Origin of the sequence: Streptomyces sp. NPDC048295, from assembly GCF_040652135.1 — a bacterium.
In the GTDB taxonomy this organism is placed as follows: domain Bacteria; phylum Actinomycetota; class Actinomycetes; order Streptomycetales; family Streptomycetaceae; genus Streptomyces.
On record NZ_JBEZLL010000015.1, the window covers coordinates 117,200 to 139,122 of the forward strand.

Genomic DNA, 21,923 nt, shown 5'->3' on the forward strand with positions numbered 1-21,923 from the left:
CGGGCGAACCCGTAAGGCACCGCTCACTCGGGGACGAACGCGTACTGTACCTCGTACAGATGGCCCGCCTTGACCATCACCGTCGCCTCGACGGGCCGGTCGTCATCGCTGTGGACGATGCGCAAGGTGCGCAGTACGGGCAGGTCGCCGGGGAGTCGGAGCAATCGGTACTGATCCTGGGTGGCGACACGCGCGGACACCCGGTCCACACTGACCCGAGGTGGATAGCCCAGTGCCGTGAGAAGGGTGGGCGTACCACCGGTGATTCTGCGGCGTTCGGTGAGGGCGGTACCGAGTGCGATGTCCAACGGGTAGTAGGAGGCGACGAGTTCCGCCGGTTCGTCGTCGATCGACAGCAACTGACGCCGGAGGAGCGCAGTTCCGCCCGGCTGAAGGCCCAACGCCGCAGCGACGTCTGCCGGAGGCTTCTCCTCGGCCACCTCGATCAAGGTGCTGCGGGCGCGCGCACCCGAGTTCGCTGCTTCGCTCAGCCAACGGTACGGCCGGCCGGAGGCCGCCGGTGCCATGTACGCGGCCGGACGTATCGTCCGCTGCCGGTGTTCGCGAACCGTCACCGACGCACCTGGACGTCCAACGACCAGTCTTTCGCCTTTGAGGAGCTGCAACGCCTTCTGCACGGTGGCGTTCGAAGCGGAGAACCGTTCCTTGAGTTGCGCGGTGGAGGGAAGGCCGGCTCCCGGGGCCAGATCCCCGGACATGATCTCGTCGCGCAGATCCGCTGCGATCCGCTCATGCAGGGAGCGGCGGTCCCATGTCTCGTCGTCCACTCCGGGCACAGTCATCCGATCCTGATCTCGTACCGCAGGTTCTGACCTCGGGGAGACATGACCATCACATCGGCCTGGATGGGCCGGTCATCTCCACTCAGCGTGAGCCGTGTCAGTTCGAGCACCGGCTCACCCGCCTCCAGCGACAAGGACGCCCTCTCGCCTTCGGACGGCATGCGGGCCACCACATCCTCTTGCGCCCGGACACCCGCATACCCCAGATCGGCGAGCAGCCGGATGGCCCCTCCCCGGATTCTGCCCGCTGCGGCCAGCCCGGTTCCCCGAGCGATCTCCAACGGGTAGTAGGTGTCGGTCAACTCGCACGGCTCACCGTCGAGGTACATGATCCGCCGCCGCTCGACGATACGACCGCCACGCTCCACCTGGAGGAGGTCGGCCACTCTGTCAGGTGCGACCACCTCTCCCGCGCGCACGATCCGCTGGGTACCTCGTCGCCCTCCGGCTGCCGACTCGGCCCCCCAGGCATCACTTTCACCCCGTACGGGCGGCGCCAGGTACCGAGCGGATGTACCGGCCCTCTCTTCACCCACGGCCTTCTCCTTCGCAGTCGACGCCCGAGACCACCCTGCCGCTGCACACGGTAGGCGAAGCATTCGATCCCCCCAAAGAGTACCTTGCTGCCTTTCGCGAATAGCAGTACGGTGTGCGCGTCATGCCCCACGAGCAAGGCGGTGGACCACCGTGTCTCTGTCGCAGCAACGGCGCTTTCCCCGACGCCGCACCTCTGTCGGTGCCTCACGCGACTTCGTCGTCGATGTCCTCACGGAGTGGCAGCTCACGCACCTGATCGACGACATATAGCTCTGCGTCTCGGAACTGGCGACCAATGCCCTGCTGCACGGCGTCCCGCCGGGAAGGGAGTTCGCCGTCCGCCTCCGCGCAACAGAGGATCTTGTGCGCCTGGAAGTGCGGGATAGCGGCGGTGGACGACCGGCGGTCCAGCACGCGGAAGACGAGTGGTGCTCGGGGCGCGGCTTATTCCTGGTCGATGAACTGGCCGCGGAGTTCGGCATCGACCACCACATCGTCGGCAAAACCGTCTGGCTCACGTTCAAGAGGCCTGCCGCACCGCCCGCCCCATGAAAGGAACCGGCCCCGCCGGACGTCCGACGGGGCCGAGGCAGGAGCGTCCCGGGGCTACGACCCCAGGATCGTCGTGAGGAACTCCCCCGTCCACGCCAGCAGTTCGCGGCCGACGACCGGCTTTCCGCCGACCTTGGCGGTGGCGGGGCGGGGGACCAGGATCTGGTGGACGGCCGGCTTGATGACCGTCCTCGGGTAGAGGCGCTTGAGGCGGAGCTCCTGCGATTCGCGCAGTTCCACCGGGGCGAACCGGATGTTCGGGCCCTGGAGGACGATCTCGCCGACGCCGCAGGCGCGGGCCAGCATGCGCAGGCCCGCGACCAGGAGGAGGTTCTCGACCGGTTCGGGGAGCTTGCCGTAGCGGTCGGTGAGTTCCTCGCGGACGGCCCTGATGTCGTCCTCCGTGGTGGCGGAGGCGATGGCGCGGTACGCCTGGAGGCGCAGCCGCTCGCCGGGGGCGTAGTCGTGGGGGACGTGGGCGTCGACCGGGAGCTCGATCTTGACCTCCAGGGGCGGCTCCTCCTCCACGCCGCCTTCGAGGGAGGCCCGGTAGTCGGCGACCGCCTCGCCGACCATGCGGACGTACAGGTCGAAGCCGACGCCCGCGATGTGGCCGGACTGTTCGCCGCCCAGGAGGTTGCCGGCGCCGCGGATCTCCAGGTCCTTCATCGCCACGTACATGCCCGCGCCCATCTCGGTGTGCTGGGCGATCGTGGCGAGGCGCTCGTGGGCCGTCTCGGTGAGCGGCTTCTCCGGGGGGTAGAGGAAGTACGCGTAGCCGCGCTCGCGGCCCCGGCCGACGCGGCCGCGCAGCTGGTGGAGCTGGGAGAGGCCGAAGTTGTCGCCGCGCTCCACGATCAGGGTGTTGGCGTTGGAGATGTCGATGCCGGACTCGACGATCGTCGTGGAGACCAGGACGTCGAACTTCTTCTCCCAGAAGTCCACCACCACCTGTTCCAGGGCCTGTTCGGACATCTGGCCGTGGGCCGTCGCGATCCGGGCCTCCGGGACGATCTCGCGGAGGCGGGCGGCGGCGCGGTCGATCGACTCGACGCGGTTGTGGATGTAGAACGCCTGCCCCTCACGGAGCAGTTCGCGGCGGATGGCCGCGCCGATCTGCTTCTCCTCGTACGGGCCGACGAAGGTGAGGACCGGGTGGCGCTCCTCGGGCGGCGTGGTGATCGTCGACATCTCGCGGATGCCGGTCACGGCCATTTCGAGCGTACGGGGGATCGGCGTCGCGGACATGGTGAGGACGTCCACGTTGGCGCGGAGCTTCTTCAGCTGCTCCTTGTGCTCGACGCCGAAGCGCTGCTCCTCGTCGACGATGACCAGGCCCAGGTCCTTGAACCTCGTCTCGGAGGAGAAGAGGCGGTGGGTGCCGATGACCAGGTCGACGGAGCCCTCGCGGAGCCCTTCGAGGGTCGCCTTGGACTCGGTCTCGGACTGGAAGCGGCTCAGCGCCCTCACGTTGACCGGGAATTGGGAGTAGCGCTCGGTGAACGTGCCGTAGTGCTGCTGGACCAGGAGCGTGGTGGGGACGAGGACGGCGACCTGCTTGCCGTCCTGGACCGCCTTGAACGCCGCCCGGACCGCGATCTCCGTCTTGCCGTAGCCGACGTCGCCGCAGATCAGCCGGTCCATCGGGACGGACTTCTCCATGTCCTCCTTGACCTCGGCGATGGTGGAGAGCTGGTCGGGCGTCTCCGCGTACGGGAAGGCGTCCTCCAGCTCGCGCTGCCATGGGGTGTCGGGGCCGAAGGTGTGGCCGGGGGCCGCCATCCGGGCCGAGTAGAGCTTGATCAGGTCGGCGGCGATCTCCTTGACGGCCTTCTTGGCGCGCGCCTTGGTCTTCGTCCAGTCCGCGCCGCCGAGCCGGTGCAGGGTGGGCGCCTCGCCGCCGACGTACTTGGTGACCTGTTCCAGCTGGTCGGTCGGGATGTAGAGGCGGTCGCCGGGCTGGCCGCGCTTGGCGGGGGCGTACTCGACGAGGAGGTACTCGCGGGTGGCGCCCTGCACGGTGCGCTGCACCATCTCGATGTAGCGGCCCACGCCGTGCTGTTCGTGGACGATGTAGTCGCCGGTCTCCAGCGTCAGCGGGTCGATCGTCTTGCGGCGGCGGGCCGGCATCCGGCCCAGGTCCTTGGTGGCGGTGCGCTGGCCGGTGAGGTCCGTCTCGGTGAGCACGGCGAGCTTCAGCGCCGGGTCGACGAAGCCGTGGTCGATGGCCCCGCAGGAGACGTGGACGACGGACGGGGAGATCTCCGCCAGGTCCGGGTCGAGGCGGGCGGCGATGCCCTCGCCGCTCAGCACCTCCACGGTGCGGGAGGCCAGGCCCTGGCCCTCGGTGACGTACACCGTGCGCCAGCCGTCGGCGATCCTGCCCTTGGTGTCGGCGAACGCGCGGGCGGTGTCGCCGCGGTACGCCTCCGGGGCGTGCATGCCGAGCCTGAGCGTGTCGGTGTCCTCGCCGGCCCCGTCGGCCTCGCCGGCGGCGAACGGGGAGACCGACCACCACATCATCTCCAGCTCGCGGGCCCGGTCCCGGACGTCCGCGATGCCCCACAGCGAGGCCGCGCCGACGTCGATCGGGGCCTCCCCGCCGCCCGCGGTGGCCGCCCAGGACGCCTGGAGGAACTCCTGGCTGGTGGCGACCAGGTCGGCGGCCCGGGTGCGGACCCGCTCCGGGTCGCAGACCAGCGCCATCGAGCCCTTCGGCAGCACGTCGAGCAGCAGCTCCATGTCGTCGACGAGGACCGGTGCGAGGGACTCCATGCCCTCCACCGCGATCCCCTCGGCGATCCTGCCGAGCAGCTCGCCCAGCTCCGGGTGCTGTTCGGCGAGGGCGGCGGCCCGCTCCCGCACCTCGTCGGTGAGCAGCAGCTCGCGGCAGGGCGGGGCCCACAGCCCGTGCTCGGCGACCTCCAGCGACCGCTGGTCGGCGATCTTGAAGTAGCGGATCTCCTCGACGTCGTCGCCCCAGAATTCCACCCGAAGGGGGTGCTCCTCGGTCGGCGGGAAGACGTCCAGGATGCCGCCGCGCACGGCGAACTCGCCACGCTTCTCGACCAGTTCCACCCGGGCGTACGCGGCCGCCGCGAGCGCGTCGACGATCTTGCCGAGATCGGCGCTCTGGCCGTTGCGCAGCGCTACGGGTTCCAGGTCGCCGAGCCCCTTGACCTGCGGCTGGAGCACGGAACGGATCGGCGCGACGACGACGGAGACCGGGCCGGTCTCCGGGTCGTCCGCTCTCGGGTGCGCGAGGCGCCGCAGCACGGCGAGGCGTCGGCCCACGGTGTCCGAGCGGGGCGAGAGCCGCTCGTGCGGCAGGGTCTCCCAGGACGGGAACTCGGCGATCGTGTCCGGCGGCAGCAGGGTGCGCAGCGCGGCCGCCAGGTCCTCGGCCTCCCGGCCGGTCGCGGTGACGGCGAGCACGGTCCGCCCGGTCTCGCGGGCCAGCGCGGCGACGGCGAAGGGGCGGGCGGCGGGCGGGCCGACGAGGTCGATGTGCATCCGGTGGCCGTCCCCGGCGGCCTTCACCGCCTCGGAGAGTGCCGGGTCACGTACGACGACATCCAGCAGACCGTGCAGGCTCATGAAGCGCTTCCGTCCGGGTAACGAGGGCGAGGTCCGGCAGCCGGCTGCTGCCAGGGCGACACGAAGAGCAACGCGCAGGGCAACGCGAAGCGCCCGACACGTCACACGGGTCGGGGGTTTCCAGCGTACGGCTCCGGTGTGACAGCCGCGCCCGCAATCCGGCCCGGCGGGGTGTCCCGGGGCGGCGTACCGGACACCGCGCCGCAGGAACCCGGCCCCGGGGCGCGCCTCCCGGACGCACGAATCCGGCCCCGGGGTGTTTGGAGGAACACCCCGGGGCCGGATCGGGTCATTCTACGTCGGCGATCGCCCGCGCTAATCCGTGGCGATCGCGTTCAGGACGTTCATCCTGCCCGCCCGGAACGCCGGGACCAGTGCGGCGAACAGGCCCACGAAGGCCGAGGCGACGAAGACCGTGAGGATCGTCGGCCACGGGATCTCCAGGACGCCGAGGCCCTCCAGGGCCAGCAGCTTCTGGGCCGCGGTGCCCCAGCCCATGCCCAGGCCGAGGCCGAGCAGGGCGCCGAAGACCGCGATGACCACCGACTCCAGGCGGATCATCCGGCGCAGCTGGCGGCGGGAGAGGCCGATGGCGCGCATCAGACCGATCTCGCGGGTCCGCTCGACCACCGACAGGGCCAGGGTGTTCACCACGCCGAGGACGGCGACGATGATCGCGAGTGCCAGCAGGCCGTAGACGATGTTCAGGAGCTGGCCGATCTGGTCCTTCAGCTGCTCCTTGAAGTCGGCCTGATTCTTCACCTCGTACTGCGGGTACTCGGCCAGGGCGCTCTTGAGGGCGGCGTACGCCTCCTTCTCCTTGCCGTCCGCGGCCTTCGCGAACATGAGCATGTCCTGCGGCAGGGTGTCGGCGGGGACGTACCGCTCGGCGGTCGTGATGTTGACGTACATCGCGCCCTTGTCGATGTTCACGTCGTCCGAGGTGATCGCGGCGACCTTCAGCTTCGCGGTCTCGCCGCCCCGGAAGGCGACGGTCATCCGGTCGCCGACCTCGATGTGGTGCTCGGCGGCGTACGTCTCGCCGACGGACATGGCGTCCTTGCCGTACGCGTCGGCCAGCTTCCCGGCGACCGTCTCGCGCCGGACGTCCTCCTGGTACGTGGGTTCGAGGGCGGCCAGGGCCGTGTTCTCGGTGGTGCCGTCGGGCGCGGTCAGCCGGGCGCCCACGACCTTGTAGCCGGTGAAGTGCTCGATGTCCGGCACGGTCTTCAGGGCCTTCGCGGCCTGGTCGACGATGAGTGCGCCGTCGCCGCCGGCCGGCTGGACGATGAAGTCCGCGCCGACGGACTTGTCGAGTTCCTCGGTGGCCGAGGCGACCATGGAGGAGCCGACGACCGAGAGGCAGGCGACCAGGGCGAGGCCGACCATCAGGGCGGCGCCGGTCGCTCCGGTGCGGCGCGGGTTGCGCAGTGCGTTGCGTTCGGCGAGCCGTCCCACGGGGCCGAACATCCGCAGCATGACCGCGCTCAGCACCCGGACCACGAAGCCGGCCAGCAGCGGGCCGATCACGATGAAGCCGATGAGGGTGAGGAGCACACCGACGCCGAGGAGGAGCGAGCCCTCGCTCGACTTGTCGGCCTTCGTCGCGGCGAGGAGCGCGGCGCCGCCGCCGAGCGTGAGGACCAGGCCGATCGCGGCCCGGACCCGGCCCGCGCGGCCGTCCGCCGGGGTTCCGGCGTCGCGCAGGGCGGCCATCGGGGAGACCTTCCCGGCCCGGCGGGCCGGGAAGTACGCGGCGACGACGGTGACGAGGATGCCGAGCACGAGGCCGACCACGGGGGTCGTCCAGGCGACGGTGAGGTCCTCGGTGGAGAGCTCCATGCCCATGGCGCCCATGAGCTTCATCAGGCCGACGGCGAGGCCGACGCCCGCGCCCACGCCCAGGAGCGAGCCGACGACGCCGAGGAACAGCGCCTCGATCAGCACGGACCGGTTGACCTGCTTGCGGCTGGAGCCGATGGCCCGCATCAGGCCGATCTCGCGGGTGCGCTGGGCGACCAGCATCGAGAAGGTGTTGACGATCAGGAAGATGCCGACGAGGAGGGCGATCCCCGCGAAGCCGAGCATCGCGTACTTCATGACGTCGAGGAAGGAGCCCATCGAGTCCTTGTTGGCGTCCGCGGCCTCCTTCTGCGTCTGGATCTTGTACGTGGAGTGGCCGCCGAGCGCCGTGGCGACGTTCTTCTTCAACTGCTCGTCGGCCACGCCGGATTCCGCGGTGACGGAGATCAGGCTGAAGACATCGGGCCTGCCGAGCAGCTTGGTCTGCGCGGTGGCGGTGTCGAAGTAGACGACCGCGGCACCGGGGTTGGTGACCTTGAAGGTGGCGATGCCGCTGATCGCGGCCTTGATGTCGCCGTTGGCGGTGATGGTGCGCAGTTCGTCGCCGAGCTTCAGATGGTGCTTCTCGGCGGTGTCGGCGTCGACCATGACCTCGGTCGGGCCTCGCGGTGCGTGACCGGAGGAGATCTCCATCGAACGCAGTTCGTTCGTCGTCCAGTTGCCCGCGATCGTCGGGGCACCCGTGGTCGAGCCCATGTTCTTGTCGTGGCTGTCGACGACGGTGACGGACATGCTGGAGACCCCGCCCTCGGCCGCCTTCACGCCGGTGGCCTTCGCGATCTGCCCGACGACGGACGCGGGGATCGTGACGGGCTTGCCGTTGCCCGGGAGCCGGTCGTCCTTCTCGGGCTCCTTCGGGCCGACCGTGACATCGGCGGCGGTCGCGGCGAAGAGCTTGTCGAACGTGGTGTTCATGGTGTCGGTGAAGACGAGCGTGCCGCACACGAACGCCACCGACAGCAGGACCGCGACGGCGGAGAGCGCCATGCGTCCCTTGTGGGCGAAGAAGTTCCGCCGCGATGTCTTCCAGACGGTCATGACGTCCGCCCGCGCGAGTCGAAGTCCTTCATCCGGTCGAGGACCTGGTCGGCCGTGGGGCTGTGCATCTCGTCGACGATGCGTCCGTCGGCGAGGTACAGCACCCGGTCCGCGTAGGAGGCGGCGACCGGGTCGTGGGTGACCATGACGATGGTCTGGCCCAGCTCGTCGACCGACCTGCGCAGGAAGCTCAGCACCTCGGCGCCGGCCCGCGAGTCCAGGTTCCCGGTGGGCTCGTCGCCGAAGATGATCTCGGGCCGGGCGGCGAGCGCCCGGGCCACCGCGACACGCTGCTGCTGGCCGCCGGAGAGCTCGGTGGGCCGGTGCTTCAGCCGCTCGGCGAGACCGACGGTCTCCACGACCTGCCGCAGCCAGGCGGCGTCGGGCCTGCGGCCCGCGATGTCCATCGGCAGCGTGATGTTCTCCAGCGCGTTGAGCGTGGGGAGCAGGTTGAAGGCCTGGAAGATGAAGCCGATCCGGTCCCGGCGGAGCTGGGTGAGCTTCTTGTCCTTGAGCCCGGTGATCTCGGTCTCGTCGAGGAAGATCTGCCCCGAGCTCACGGTGTCCAGGCCGGCCAGGCAGTGCATCAGGGTCGACTTGCCGGAGCCGGACGGGCCCATGATCGCCGTGAACTGCCCGCGGGCGATGTCCACATCGACATGGTCGAGCGCGACGACCCGGGTCTCCCCGGCCCCGTACGCCTTGACGACCTGTCGCGCTCGCGCAGCCACGGCCGTACGCCCTCCAGTAACCCCGTCCCTGGGAATGGTCACAGCCGTTGTCACGGTTTCTCTCCTATGTCGGTCAGTGCTTGGAATGTGTCGCCGTATGCACGGAAGTCTGGTGTCGGGAGCAGGCCCTGCGCACTGGTGCCCGGCGCAGTCTCCGGGTGGGGTTTGCCCCACCCCCGCCCCTGTGCGCGACCGCGTCCCCGGTGGGATTCAGCCGCTTTTCGCGGTGTAGGAATACGGTAAGGAACGGGTTCCCGCCGCCACGTCCTCCGCCGGGAGGAAGCACCCCTGGCCAGAAGTAAGGAGCTCCCCCTAAGGGTCTCGGCCCCCGGGTGGAGGCCGGTATCAGGGACTGGGCCCAAGGGTGCAGTGGCCGTCGCCGCACGGTCATGTCCCGAAGACCGCTCCACGCCCGCCGGTCACCCTCCATTCACGGGGCCTCACGCAACTGAGCCATTACCGTGGGTAATTCAGGCCACCCTCTCCCCAACTGCCGTACCCACGAGTAATGTTCGCGCTTCCGACCGCACCCGCACTCCTGCCTTGCCGTCCAGACCAGGACCCGAGCCACGCAAGGAGCAGCACCCCGATGTCGCACGGAAATCCGCTCCCCTCCCCCCACCATCCCGACTATCTGCTCCCCTGGCAGAGCTCGGAACGGACACCGCCCGACCCGCCGCCGGACCCGGCCGGTGTCCCCGCGCCCGCGCCCGGCCGCCACAGCGATCTGCGCCGGCTGCGCACCGCGTACCGGCTGCTGCGGCGCATCGCGGCCCTGACCGCGCTCGGCTACTTCGTGGTCTTCCTGCTGCTCTCAGGATTCGCCAAGGAACTGCTGGACACCCAGCTGTTCGGCGGTCTCAACATCGGCCTGCTGCTGGGGCTCTGCCAGCTTCCCGTGACCCTGGTCGCGATCCTCGTGTACGAGCGGACCGCGCGGCGCACGGTCGACCCGCTCGCCGCCCGGATCCGAAGAGCGGGAGCGGCCCGGTGAACGGATTCGACAACTCCGCCCAGTCGATGTCCCTGGTGGCCTTCCTCGCCGTGGGCACCGTGGCGCTGCTGCTCTGCGTGATGACCGGCCCGGACCGCGACGACCTCGACGAGTTCTACACCGGCTCCCGCTCGCTCTCGCCCCTGCAGAACGGCCTCGCCCTCGCGGGCGACTACCTCTCCGCGGCCACGGTGCTCGGCACCACCGGCATCATCGCCCTCACCGGCTACGACGGGATGATCCTCGCCCTGAGCATCACCCTCTCGCTCGTCCTGCTGATGTTCCTGCTCGCCGAACCGCTGCGCAACACGGGCGGGTTCACCATGGGCGACCTGCTGGTGCGCCGCGCCCCCGGCCGCGCGGTCCGCATCACCGCCTGCGCGGCCACCCTCGCCGCGCTCGTCCCGATGATGGTCGTCCAGCTCGCCAGCAGCGGCGATCTGCTCGCCTTCATCCTCGGCTTCGACACCTCGGGGTTCCGCACCGGCGCCATCATCGGGCTCGGCACCCTGATGATCGGCTACGCGGCCATCGGCGGGATGAAGGGCACCTCGCTGATCCAGATCGTGAAGACCGTGGTCCTCTTCGTGGCCGCCTTCACCATCGCCGTACTGATCATGAACCGGTTCGACTGGAACACCGATTCGCTGCTCTCGGCCGCCCGGCAGAGCAGCGGTGCGGGGGCCGCGTACCTGCGCTCGGGGCTCCAGTTCGACGGCAGCGGACTGGACATGGTCAGCTCCGAACTGACCGTGGTGCTCGGCGCCGCCTGCCTGCCGCACGTCGCCATGCGGATGTCGAGCGCCCGCTCCACCCAGGCCGTCCGGCGCTCGATGTCCTGGGCGGTCGGGGTGGTCGCCACAATCTGCCTGCTGCTCGTCGTGATCGGCTTCGGCGCGGGGGCCCTCGTCGGCCACGACGTCATCACCGGCGCCGGGGCGTCCGGGAACAGCGCGATCCTCCAGATCAGCGGAGAGGTCGCGAACGGTACGCGGATGGGGGCCCTGATCATCACGACGATGACGACGGCGATCTTCCTCACCCTGCTCGCCTCGGTCGCCGGAATGATCCTGTCCTGCGCCAACTCCCTCGCCCACGACCTCTTCGCGCACGGCCTGCACGGGGTGCGCGACCCGGACCGCAAGCCTCTGCCGGGTCTGTCCGAGATGCGTACGGCACAGTTCTCGGCGATCGTCGTCGGACTGCTCGCCACCGTTCTCGCCGTCGTGGCCAGGCACTGGAACGTACAGGCGCTGGCGACGCTCTCGTTCTGCGTCGGCGCGTCCACGTTCGCCCCGGCGCTCGTCTACAGCATGTTCTGGCGGCGCTTCACCCGCACCGGACTGCTCTGCACCCTCATCGTCGGCACCCTCACCACCCTGGTGCTGATCACCGGCACCAACCTGGTCTCCGGCTCACCCACCTCGGTCTTCCCCGACCACGACTTCAACTGGTTCCCGTACACCACCACCGGGCTCGTCTCCATCCCGGCCGGCTTCCTGGCCGGCTGGCTGGGAACGGTCCTCCCCCGCCACACCGCCCCCGCCGCGCGCCGGCTCTACCAGAGCGAGGAGCCCCGGATCCTGGCGGGCGCGCAACCGGCACCCCGGCGCTGAACACGGCAGCCGGACAGCGCCCCGTACGGCGCGCGGGGCTCACCCCCCGCGCGCCGTACCGGAATTGCGCCACAGCCGGGCCGGCTCCGAGGGGTCGGTGGGTTGTTGTCCGCTCGGCGGGCCGGAGCGAGTCGCGGTGGCACACGACAACTCCTCGCACCCTCACGGCACCCGGGAGAGGAGCCGGCCGGGTCAGTCCTCCGCCGGCGTCACCCGCCCGGTGAGCGCCGCGAGCGAATTGCGTACGTGCGCCATGTGCGCCTGCACCTCCTCGCGGCCCTCCTCGTGCTCCCGCACGATCCGCTCCGTCTCCCGGACCACCCGCTCCTCACGGACCCCGGCCTCCGCGATCAGCTCCGCGGCCCGCGCCTCGGCGTCCTCCTGGCCGTGCCGCACGGCCTCCTCGGTCTCCGCCAGCGCCCGCCGCGCCTCGGCCAGGCGGGCCTCCGCCCGATCGGCCAGCTCGTCGTGGTGCGCCGACTGCGCGGCCTCGGCATCGGCCAGTTCACGCTCGGCCGTCTGCCACCGCTCGGCGTGCTCCTGCTCCTGGTGGGCGAGGACGCTCTCGGTACGGCGGACCGTCGCGGCCATCATGGACTCCGCCTCCTCCCGTACCTCCGCGGCCTCCTCACGGGCCTCGGCGACGGCCGCCCCGGCGGCGTCCCCGGCCGTGGACAGCGTCTCGTCGGCGTGGGCCACGGCCGCTGCCCGCATGGCCTCGGAGTCCGCCCGCGCCGAGGCCCGGATCCCGCGGCCCGCCTCCTCCGCCGCCTCCTGCAGCCCCTGCGCCTCCTCCTGGGCGGCGCCCCGTACGGTCTCCGCCTCGCCCTCGGCGAGCGCCAGGATCTGCTGGGCCCGCCCGCCCAGCGACTCGTAGTTCTGCGGGGCGAGCGTGGCGACGACCTCGCTCAGCCGGACCGACTCCGCCGACAGCTCCTCCACCAGCGCGGTCAGCCGGGACACCTCGTCCAGCGCCGCGTCCCGCTCCGCCGAGAGCCCGGCCACCGCGCGGTCCACCTGCTCCGGGCGGTAGCCACGTCCCCGTACGCCGACGAAGCCATGCGCGGACACCGGTGCAGAACTCATCCTTGAAGCCTCTTTCCGACTCTCCGACCATCAGCAATAGGTCAAGGATGCGGCAATTAGTACAGAAATCGGAATCGATCAGCTGCTTTCCGGACGGAAGCGACAGGCATCACAGGCAACGCAGGCAACACGGACAACACGGAGCAGACAGCACGGCGCCCGGCCCCCTTCCGGGGAGCCGGGCGCCGTCCGTGGGATCCGCCGGGTCAGATCAGCCCGTCCCACATCTGTTCGAGCAGTACGGACCACCAGCTCTCCGGAGACGCCAGCGCCGCCGCGTCCAGCGCCACCAGCTGGGCCTGGAAGTCGACCGTCCAGCGGCCCGCCTGCTCCGGGTTGAGCCCGAAGCGCAGCCGCCACATCCGGCCGAGCAGTGCCATCGAACGCTGGAACTCCGGCAGCCCGGTGTTCACGAACTGCGGCGCCGCCGACTGACCGCCCGGCCCCGCCTCGACCGGCACGGCCACGATGTTCGCGGTCCCGTACTGGACACAGATCGCCCGCCCGAAGTCGGACCCCATGACGAGGTACGACCCGGCGTCCGGGGCGGCCTGCACCTGGCGCTGCGCGGCGAGCTCGCCCAGCGTCGGCACCACCGGCTGACCGGGCTGCGCCCAGAAGAACGGCCCGAAGTCGGCGGGCAGCCCCGCCCACATCAGCGTCCGCGCCACGGTCTCGGGCACGCCCTGGCGGGAGACGGCGCGCTGGTCGAAGCGGCAGATGCCCTGCGGCCCGAAGGCCTGCAGCAGCTCGTCCGCCACGGCCTCCGGCGGCACCGCCATCGCGGGCGGCATCTGCGGCAGCGGGGCGCGCACCGGCGCCGGGCGGGCAGGACCGTCCGCCACCTGGTGCAGCTCGCCCTGGTGGGTGAGCAGATGCTGCATGCCCTGCTGACGGCTGGCGTGGTCGGTGCCGTACGGGGCGACGCTGGTGATCCGCACCTGCGGCCAGGTCTCACGGATCATCCGCGCGCAGTAGCCACCGGGCAGCTCGCAGGACTCCAGCTCGGTGTGCAGCTCGATGACCTGCTGCGGCGGTACGTTCATCGCCCGCAGCTCGTGCAGCATCTGCCACTCGGGGTGCGGGGTGCCGGGCGCCGAGCGCCGGATCAGCTGCTGCTCGCTGCCGTCGGGCGCGCGGTAGCGCAGCACGGCCTGGTAGCCGGGGCCGACGGTCGGCTGACCGGCCGGCGCCTGCGGATAGCCGTACGCCGGCGGCGGGGTGTGCGGATTCGGCGGTACGGGGCCGGGGGCGCCGCCCTGCGGCATCCCGGGCGGGCCGGGCGGGCCGGGGGGCTGCGGCGCACCGGGGCCGCCCATGCTCGGATCGGCCAGCATCGTCGCGGCATGATGCACACCGCCACCGGGCGGAGGCGTCGAACCGGGCGGCGGAGGCGGAAGCGGAGCACCGGGGACACCGGGCGCACTGGGGACACCCGGCGCACCCGGAGCACCGGGAGGCCGGACCCCACCCGGGCCGCCCATGCTCGGATCGGCCAGCATCGTCGCGGCATGATGCACCCCACCACCGGGCGGAGGCGTCGAACCGGGCGGCGGAGGCGGAAGCGGAGCACCCGGCGGCGGCAGCGGAGCACCGGGAGCACCCGGAACACCGGGCGGGCCGGGGGGCTGCGGCGCACCGGGGCCACCCATGCTCGGATCGGCCAGCATCGTCGCGGCATGATGCACCCCACCACCGGGCGGAGGCGTCGAGCCAGGCGGCGGAGGCGGAAGCGGAGCACCCGGCGGCGGCAGCGGAGCACCGGGCGGCCCCGCCTGGGGGGCGAGCTGAGTCGGCAGGTACCCGCCCGCCGGGGCACCGGGCGCACCCGGACCCGAGGGCGGCGGCACGGGCGGGCCCGGCCTGGCACCCGGGGTACCGGGGGCACCGGGCGGCGGAGGCGCCGAGGGGCCGCCGCGCGCACCACGCGGCGGCACGGCGGCCTTGCTGGTGGCCGCATCGGCGATGTCACCGGCACCCGGCCCCGGACCACCCTGGCCCGGAACACCCGGCGCCGGAGCGACCGGAGGAACGCCCGGAGCAACAGGAGGAACGCCCGGAGCGACCGGAGGAACGCCCGGAGCGCCTCCCTGCGGCCCCAGACCTGGCACGAGCGCCGTCCGGGGCAGCTGGCTGCCGCCCGACATCAGGGCGGTCGGCGCATCGGCCGGCACCACCGGCGGCGGGGTGCCGTCGTCGTCGGAACCCGAGAGCGGCGGCGCGAACACCGTGGCCGGCAACGGCACCGCCCCGTCGTCGGATCCCGCGTTCGTGTCCGTACCGGCCCAAGGGGTGGACCCGGCGGGCACGTTCGGCGGGGACACCGGGACACCGTCGTTCGCCGTGGGCTCGTACGCGACCCGCCCGCCGGGCGAATCCGGCGGTGCGGCGTCCCGGCCCTGGTCCCGGCTCTCCCGGCGGTCCGGGATGCCCAGCTTGTCCGCCGCTTCCTGGAGCCACTCCGGGGGGCTCAACAGGAACGACGTCTGATTGAGGTCGATGCGCTGCGGCGGCTCCGGAGCGGCCGCGACCGTCGCCTGCGCGCCGTACTCCTCCTCGTACCGCCGGATCACCTCGCCCACCGGCAGCCCCGGCCACAGGGTGGCCTCACCACTGTCCCGGGCGATCACCAGCCGCTGCCTGCCACCGTCCGAGACCGGGCCCTCGGGGCGGTCCTCGCCCCACACCACGAAGCCCAGCTCGAACTCCCGCACCCGCACCTCACGGTGCTGGTACGCGGCCACCTCGCCGTTGATCCACTCGTCCGCGCGCTCCTGCGCCTGTGCGAAGGTCACCATCGCGCTCACCCCTCCACCGGGACGGCCCGCGCGAAGCCGCCGTCCACCATCAGGTTCGCCACGGTCTCCAGCTCCGGCGGATTGCCCGCCAGCCGCTGGAGGAAGGCGTCGAAGTCACCACCGCACGGCAGCAGCAGCCGGTCCACCCGCTCCTGCACCGTCCAGCCGTCCTGGTCCCGGGCGTCGTCGTAGGCACAGAACCAGACCGAGCCGGCACCGTTGCCCTTCACCTTCACCGCGATGATGCCGCCCTGGACGAAACCGACGCCCAGGTAGTCCTTGGTGAGGTGGTCACGCAGGCACTTGTTGACGTACACCAGGTCGTTCACGGCGGCCTGCTCGCGCACCGTGAAGAACGGCTGGTCGACCAGCAGCCCCAGCTCCGCGTCGAGCGCCGCGCCGACCGGCGCCGAACCGCCCGCCGCCTTGAGGAACGAACGGTAGGCGCCGGGCAGCCGGTAGCCGAGGTCCTCCTCGACGTTCAGCACCGCTGCCTCGCTCACCGACACGGCGCCCTTCGGCAGCCGGAAGTGCGCGGGCCGGGTCTCCTGCAACGGGCGGGTGCCCCGCTTGCCGTGGTCGACCGCTGTGGCGGCCAGGCCGCCGTGGTGCCTGAGCAGCGCCTTCACCTCGACCGGGATCAGCTCCATGCGCCGGCCGCCGGGCACGTGGTGCCACGTCCAGCCGTGCGGAGTGGCGACCGCCGGGATCGTGTCCCACAGCTCGTGGCCGCTCGCCGCCAGCGCCGCGTTGGCCGAGACGTAGTCGGTGAGCCGCAGCTCGTCGACCCCGAAGCCCTGCGGCGGCTCGGCGATCTCGGCGGCGGCACGCGCGTACGGCGCGAAGCCCGGGCTGCCGTTCCCGTCCATACGCACACCACCGGGATGGCGGGACGCCCGGACCGGGTCCGGGAAATGCACGAGCTGCCCGGCGTAGGCCGCGTTCGGTGGCGCGGCTTGCTGCCCGGGCCGACCTGTCGTCATGGCGGTTGCCCCCTGCTGCGTCTGGCTGGTGAGGACCGGCCTGCCCGAGGGGGACGGTCCGGCCACAGCCTATGCGGTGGCGCAAGGGCGGGTCTCGCCCATGTGACCTGTCCTACGGCTCCCCCTCCGCATCCGTCACGAACCGTCACACCCGCGTGACGGACGAGCGACGCAGCCGCCCCCGTCCGGCGACACGGAGACACGTTTCACCGCCCCAGCTTCCCCACCAGCCGGGACATTTGGCAGGCTGTCACCGCAACTCGGGGGCGTGCACATCGCGCAGCTACCGCTGCGGGCACGGGAGGGAAAGCACCATGCACACTTCACAATCAGTCACATCCGGGGATCCGCGCCTCAGCTGGAGCAGCACCGACGCCGACCGCACACCCCGTCTGCACCACCGTCGCGACGGCATCCTGCCCGCGGTCGCGGCGGCGCTGTCCGTACGCGGCGAGACACTGACCTGCACCGCGGGCAAGGGCGACCAGCCCCCCGTGCTGCACCCGCTCGTCCAGGACTTCCTCGACACCCTCCCCAGCAGCCGGCGCGAACGCTTCACCGGCCGCTGTCCCGAGGCGATACTGGTCTCCCGGCAGCTCACCGCCGCGGAGTCGACCCGCTCCAAGCGCGCCCAGCGCAAGCCGCTGACCAACGGCGAGGCCCGGCGCGCCCTCAAGCACTCGCGGCTCACCGCACGGCGCATCCGTGAGGACGGCGACCCGATGCACGGCAGCTACGCGCCACCGTGCCGCTCCTGCACGGCGATGCTCGCCCACTTCGGCGTACGTCCCGTCGACCTCACGACCACCGGGGCGGCGACCACCGCCGAGAAGGGCTGACCGCACGCCGATGCGCGACCGAACCGACCTGCCCGAACAGACGGGCCCCGCCGAACGCGACCGGCACGCCTCCACCCGCTTCCCCGTCGCCGTCGACGCCGCCCTGCGCACCGCGGGCTGGCAGCCCGGCCGCTGGGACATCCGGCAGGCCGAGGAGTGGGCCGACGCACTGCGCTCGCACACCTCGCCCGCCGGCCACCAGCACGCGGTCTTCCCCGCGGCCGTGGAGGCCTGGGCCGAATTCGGCGGGCTCCGCATCACCGCGTCCGCACCGGGCCGCCAGATCGCACCCGCCCCGGTGCGCATCGACCCGCTGAGCGGACTCCACCTCGCCCGCACCCTCGGCGACCTCGGCCGGGCGCTGGAGACCGAGGTCAGCCCCCTGGGCGAAGAGGGGGACGGCCAGGCGGTCCTGGCCATCGACACCGAAGGCCGCGTCTACAGCATCGACCACACCGGCGACTGGTACCTCGGCCCGGACATCGACCAGGCCCTGGCGACCCTGATCGCCGGCATCCAGCCGGAACGCCTCGTATCGGGCTGAGGCCGTGGGACCGGCCGGTCCCGAACCCGTGCGACGCCCCACGGGACCGCTGGTCCCACAGCCCTACGACACCCCACAGGCCCGGCCGGGCCGACCCACCCGTACGACACCCCACAAGACCGCCGGGCCGGCCCGCCCGTACGACATCCCACAAGACCGCCGGGCCCCGTATCCGTACGACTATCCGTACGACGCCCGGCCGGTCCCACGGCTCAGGCCGCCTCCTCCTGGGCGGGCAGCACCGCCGACACCCGGAAGCCGCCCGCGTCCGTCGGCCCCGAGACGAAGACCCCGCCGAGCCCCAGCACCCGCTCGCGCATACCGACCAGACCGTTGCCGCCGCTCGGCAGCCCCGCGTCCGCCGTGGCCGCGTCCGACGGGCCGTTCTCCACCTGCATCGCGACCTCCGCGCCCCGGTGCGCCAGCCGGACCCACGTCTTCGCGCCCGCCGCGTGCTTGTGAACGTTCGTCAGCGCCTCCTGCACCACCCGGTACGCCGTCTGCTCGACCTCGGGCGGATACGCGCGCGCCTCGCCGTCCACCGACAGCTCCACCGTCATCCCCGCCGCCCTGGACTCCCCCACCAGGGTCTCCACCTCGTGCAGCCGCGGCCCGTCCTCCGTCGCGGCGGCGGCCGCGGCGGCCGCCGCCTGACCGACCGAGGCCAGCGGCACCTGGGCCGGCCGGGCCGTCACCGACTCCCCGGCCCGCAGCACCCCGAGCATCTCCCGCAGCTCCGTCAGCGCCTGCCGGCCCATGTCACCGACCAGCGCCGCGTTCCGCACCGCCTTCGCCGGGTCCTTCGGCGCGACGGCCTGGAGCGCGGCGGCGTGCACGACCATCAGGCTGACCCGGTGGGCGACCACGTCGTGCATCTCGCGGGCGATCCGGTGGCGCTCCTCCGTACGCGCCCACTCCGCCCGCTCCTCCGCCCGGTCGGCGAGCAGCGACAACTCCCGCTCCAGCGAGTCCGCCCGCTCCCGCAGGCTCTCCATCAGCCGCCGCCGGGCCCCTATGTAGAGGCCGAACAGCACGGGCGGCGCGGTGAGCCCCAGGGACATGAAGAGCGAGATCAGCGGCACGTACCAGTCGCCGGGCCCGAAGTCGTCCTGTTCCGCGACGCTCTGCCGCAGCCGTACATAGGTGACGATGAACGTCCCCGCGAAGGACATCCCCGTGAGCACCGCGGTGATCCTGCGCGGCACGTCGGAGGCGGCCAGCGTGTAGAGGCCGACCAGCCCCATCAGGAAGCCCATCTCGGCGGGCGTGGTCGCGATCGCCACCAGCACCACCGCGATCGGCCACCGCCGCCGCAGCACCAGCACCGACCCCGCGAGCAGCCCGAACAGCACCCCCAGCGGCACCGGCAACCCGGTGTCCCCGGCGAACGACACCCCCTCCAGCGCGCACTCCAGCGCCGACAGGAGCCCGAGCCCCACATCCAGGGCGACACTGCGCCGCCGCTCCCACCACCAGTAGCCGCGGGTGGTCCCTCCCGCCGCCTCCCGGTCTGCCCCCGTTGCGGTCATACCGCCCACCCTACGGGCGGGCGCACCTCATTTTCGGGCGACCGGGACAGCACGTCCGCATGCAGAACGGAGGCGAAACAGCAAGTTATCGCTTGAAATGGCGAATCGAGCAGGCTTTCACACCGGACGTCCGCATTCCGGACGGCGCTCGACACATGACGGAAATCACGAGCAGATATGCGGATTTCGATGGCTTGCGCGAGCAGGCGGCCGCCCTTCGCCGGGAGGGCCTCGGCCTGCGGCAGATCAGGGACTGGGCCGGAAGGCTCCAAGGACAAGACGTACAGCCGTCGAGAGAGCCTCCAGTTCATCGACAGCGACCCCGACACGATCACGCTGCACCCGCACCGGCTCGACCCGCTCGGGGTTCCGCGCGAGCGCATGCGCTTCCGGGTCGGCATCCACGAGTCGGGGAACGTCGCAGAGGCCGAGCGATTCCGGGCAGGCCCGGCGGGCGTTCCCGCCTCCACATTCCAGAGAGCGACCCTGAAGAGGCACAACCCCTGGACCACGCGCGGGAACACCACCGAGACCTACCGCGGATGCCTGATCATCCACGTCACCAAAAGCGCTGATCCTTATCGTCGCGTGGAAGGCACTTGGTACGGCATAGTGTTGGGTGCCGCACATTCGGCCAGCCGGCGAGCTGTCCGATTCGACCGCATTTGCCATCCCCTGTGGTGTAATGGCAGCACAGTGGCTTTTGGTGCCATTTGTCCGGGTTCGAATCCTGGCAGGGGAGCTCAGACGCAAGGGCCCCGACCTCTGAGGCCGGGGCCCTCACCCATGTCCGCCCACCAGCCCCCCGGTATCCTTCGGGTGTCCACCACCCGAAGCCGAAGGGCATTTCTGTGAGCTCCGAACGCCCGGCAGCCGTCGTCGTCCTCGCAGCGGGTGAGGGCACCCGCATGAAGTCGAAGACCCCCAAGGTCCTGCACGAGATCTCCGGTCGCTCGCTCGTCGGACATGTCGTCGCCGCCTCCCGCGAGCTGGACCCCGAGCACCTCGTCGTGGTCGTCGGCCACGCCGCCGAGCAGGTCACCGCGCACCTCACCGCCGTCGACGACCGGCTGCGGACCGCCCACCAGGCCGAGCAGAAGGGCACCGGCAACGCGGTGCGCGTCGGGCTCGACGAGCTGGGCGGCACCGTCGACGGCACCGTGATCGTCGTCTGCGGCGACACCCCGTTGCTCTCCGGTGAGACGCTCGTCGCGCTGGCCGCCACCCACACGGCCGATTCCAACGCCGTCACCGTGCTGACCGCCGAGGTCCCCGACTCCACCGGCTACGGACGCATCGTGCGCAACCCGGCCGACGGCGCGGTCACCGGGATCGTCGAGCACAAGGACGCCACCGACGCCCAGCGCGAGATCCGGGAGATCAACTCCGGGGTCTTCGCCTTCGACGGCCGGCTGCTCGCCGAGGCCCTCGGCAAGGTCCGTACCGACAACAGCCAGGGCGAGGAGTACCTCACCGACGTCCTCTCCATCCTGCGCGAGGCCGGGCACCGGGTCGGCGCCTCGGTGGCCGGCGACCACCGCGAGATCCTCGGCATCAACAACCGGGTCCAGCTGGCCGAGGCCCGGCGGCTGCTGAACGAGCGGCTGCTGGAGCGGGCCATGCTGGCCGGTGTGACCGTCGTGGACCCGGCGTCCACACTGATCGACGCCACCGTCACCTACGAGCGGGACGCGATCGTGCACCCGGGCACCCAGCTGCTCGGCGCCACGCACCTCGGCGAGGACGCCGAGGTCGGCCCCAACACCCGGCTCAAGGACACCGTCGTGCGCGCGGGCGCGCGCGTGGACAACACGGTCGCGGACGGGGCCGAGGTCGGCGAGGGCGCCACGGTCGGTCCGTACGCCTATCTGCGGCCCGGCACCAGGCTCGGCGCCAAGGCCAAGGCCGGTACGTACGTGGAGATGAAGAACGCCACGATCGGCGAGGGCACCAAGGTCCCGCACCTGAGCTACGTCGGTGACGCGACGATCGGCGACCACACCAACATCGGTGCCGCCAGCGTGTTCGTGAACTACGACGGTGTGGCCAAGCACCACACCACGATCGGCTCCCACTGCCGTACCGGCTCGGACAATATGTTTGTGGCGCCTGTCACGGTCGGGGACGGCGCCTACACCGCCGCAGGCTCGGTCATCACCAAGGACGTACCGCCCGGTTCGCTGGCCGTCGCCCGCGGCCAGCAAAGGAATATCGAGGGTTGGGTGGCTCGCAAGCGTCCGGGAAGCGGCGCCGCGCAGGCGGCTCAGGCCGCCGTATCGGAGCGCGACAGCGAAAGCTGACCGGAAACAGGTACGCCGTGCACGGCGTACCGTGATAGATGCTCACCCCATTTCGGCTGGCTCGTTGCGCATCGGGACACATGCGCGCAGCGCCAGGAACACGTCTGAGGAGA

At 71.6% G+C, this 21,923-nt stretch carries 14 protein-coding genes, 1 tRNA gene and 1 pseudogene; 7 read left to right on the forward strand and 9 right to left on the reverse strand.

The window, feature by feature from the left end; all coding sequences use genetic code 11:
- Nucleotides 1-23: 23 nt before the first annotated feature.
- The gene (locus AB0D53_RS22730; protein WP_362449356.1) at nt 24-803 is read right to left on the reverse strand and encodes a GntR family transcriptional regulator; all 780 of its coding nucleotides are present in this window, start codon (nt 801-803) and stop codon (nt 24-26) included.
- Nucleotides 800-1,402 (reverse strand): UTRA domain-containing protein, encoded by a 603-nt coding sequence (locus AB0D53_RS22735; RefSeq protein WP_362449358.1) that lies wholly within the window; start codon nt 1,400-1,402, stop codon nt 800-802. Before AB0D53_RS22735 ends, AB0D53_RS22730 begins: the two co-directional genes overlap by 4 nt.
- 88 nt (nt 1,403-1,490) lie before the next feature.
- Here AB0D53_RS22735 and AB0D53_RS22740 point away from each other — a divergent pair.
- Nucleotides 1,491-1,892 (forward strand): annotated as a pseudogene (locus tag AB0D53_RS22740) (ATP-binding protein).
- Between the two features lie 54 nt (nt 1,893-1,946).
- Here AB0D53_RS22740 and mfd read toward each other — a convergent pair.
- The 3 genes from mfd to AB0D53_RS22755 form a co-directional block, all read right to left on the reverse strand.
- The gene (mfd, locus tag AB0D53_RS22745) at nt 1,947-5,489 is read right to left on the reverse strand and encodes a transcription-repair coupling factor (RefSeq protein ID WP_362449360.1); all 3,543 of its coding nucleotides are present in this window, start codon (nt 5,487-5,489) and stop codon (nt 1,947-1,949) included.
- 315 nt (nt 5,490-5,804) lie between these two features.
- Nucleotides 5,805-8,390 carry an FtsX-like permease family protein gene (locus tag AB0D53_RS22750; protein ID WP_362449362.1) on the reverse strand — a complete coding sequence of 862 codons (2,586 nt, stop codon included), beginning with the start codon at nt 8,388-8,390 and terminating at the stop codon, nt 5,805-5,807.
- Nucleotides 8,387-9,175, reverse strand: coding sequence for an ABC transporter ATP-binding protein (locus AB0D53_RS22755; protein WP_329815219.1), 789 nt, complete (start codon nt 9,173-9,175; stop codon nt 8,387-8,389). The genes AB0D53_RS22750 and AB0D53_RS22755 overlap by 4 nt, the downstream gene beginning before the upstream one ends.
- A gap of 535 nt (nt 9,176-9,710) precedes the next feature.
- On the opposite strand from AB0D53_RS22755, the gene AB0D53_RS22760 reads away from it, so the two are divergent.
- A complete protein-coding gene (locus AB0D53_RS22760; RefSeq protein ID WP_362449365.1) occupies nt 9,711-10,115 on the forward strand; it encodes a DUF485 domain-containing protein in 405 nt (134 codons plus the stop codon).
- Nucleotides 10,112-11,731 (forward strand): cation acetate symporter, encoded by a 1,620-nt coding sequence (locus AB0D53_RS22765; RefSeq protein WP_362449367.1) that lies wholly within the window; start codon nt 10,112-10,114, stop codon nt 11,729-11,731. The genes AB0D53_RS22760 and AB0D53_RS22765 overlap by 4 nt, the downstream gene beginning before the upstream one ends.
- 192 nt (nt 11,732-11,923) lie before the next feature.
- Here the strand turns inward: AB0D53_RS22765 and AB0D53_RS22770 are convergent, their stop codons facing one another.
- The 3 genes from AB0D53_RS22770 to AB0D53_RS22780 all read right to left on the reverse strand — a co-directional run bounded on the left by AB0D53_RS22770 (nt 11,924) and on the right by AB0D53_RS22780 (nt 16,598).
- Nucleotides 11,924-12,817 (reverse strand): cellulose-binding protein, encoded by an 894-nt coding sequence (locus AB0D53_RS22770; RefSeq protein WP_362449369.1) that lies wholly within the window; start codon nt 12,815-12,817, stop codon nt 11,924-11,926.
- A 206-nt stretch (nt 12,818-13,023) separates the two neighbouring features.
- A complete protein-coding gene (locus AB0D53_RS22775) occupies nt 13,024-15,615 on the reverse strand; it encodes an SUKH-4 family immunity protein (RefSeq protein WP_362449371.1) in 2,592 nt (863 codons plus the stop codon).
- 5 nt (nt 15,616-15,620) lie between these two features.
- Complete coding sequence (locus tag AB0D53_RS22780) at nt 15,621-16,598, reverse strand: SMI1/KNR4 family protein (protein WP_362449373.1); 978 nt, start codon at nt 16,596-16,598, stop codon at nt 15,621-15,623.
- Between the two features lie 314 nt (nt 16,599-16,912).
- Here AB0D53_RS22780 and AB0D53_RS22785 point away from each other — a divergent pair, with 314 nt between their 5' ends.
- Together AB0D53_RS22785 and AB0D53_RS22790 are read left to right on the forward strand one after the other, a co-directional pair.
- Nucleotides 16,913-17,437: a YwqJ-related putative deaminase gene (locus AB0D53_RS22785; RefSeq protein WP_362449376.1), complete on the forward strand. Its 525-nt coding sequence runs from the start codon at nt 16,913-16,915 to the stop codon at nt 17,435-17,437.
- Between the two features lie 10 nt (nt 17,438-17,447).
- On the forward strand, nt 17,448-17,981 hold the full coding sequence (locus tag AB0D53_RS22790; RefSeq protein ID WP_362449378.1) for an SUKH-3 domain-containing protein: 534 nt from the start codon (nt 17,448-17,450) through the stop codon (nt 17,979-17,981).
- 212 nt (nt 17,982-18,193) lie between these two features.
- On the opposite strand, the gene AB0D53_RS22795 is transcribed toward AB0D53_RS22790, so the two are convergent.
- A complete protein-coding gene (locus AB0D53_RS22795; protein ID WP_362449380.1) occupies nt 18,194-19,510 on the reverse strand; it encodes a histidine kinase in 1,317 nt (438 codons plus the stop codon).
- Between the two features lie 671 nt (nt 19,511-20,181).
- Here AB0D53_RS22795 and AB0D53_RS22800 point away from each other — a divergent pair.
- Both AB0D53_RS22800 and glmU read left to right on the forward strand, forming a co-directional pair.
- Nucleotides 20,182-20,252, forward strand: a tRNA-Gln gene (locus AB0D53_RS22800).
- A gap of 109 nt (nt 20,253-20,361) precedes the next feature.
- The gene (gene glmU / locus AB0D53_RS22805; protein ID WP_362449382.1) at nt 20,362-21,810 is read left to right on the forward strand and encodes a bifunctional UDP-N-acetylglucosamine diphosphorylase/glucosamine-1-phosphate N-acetyltransferase GlmU; all 1,449 of its coding nucleotides are present in this window, start codon (nt 20,362-20,364) and stop codon (nt 21,808-21,810) included.
- The last annotated feature ends 113 nt before the right edge of the window (nt 21,811-21,923 follow it).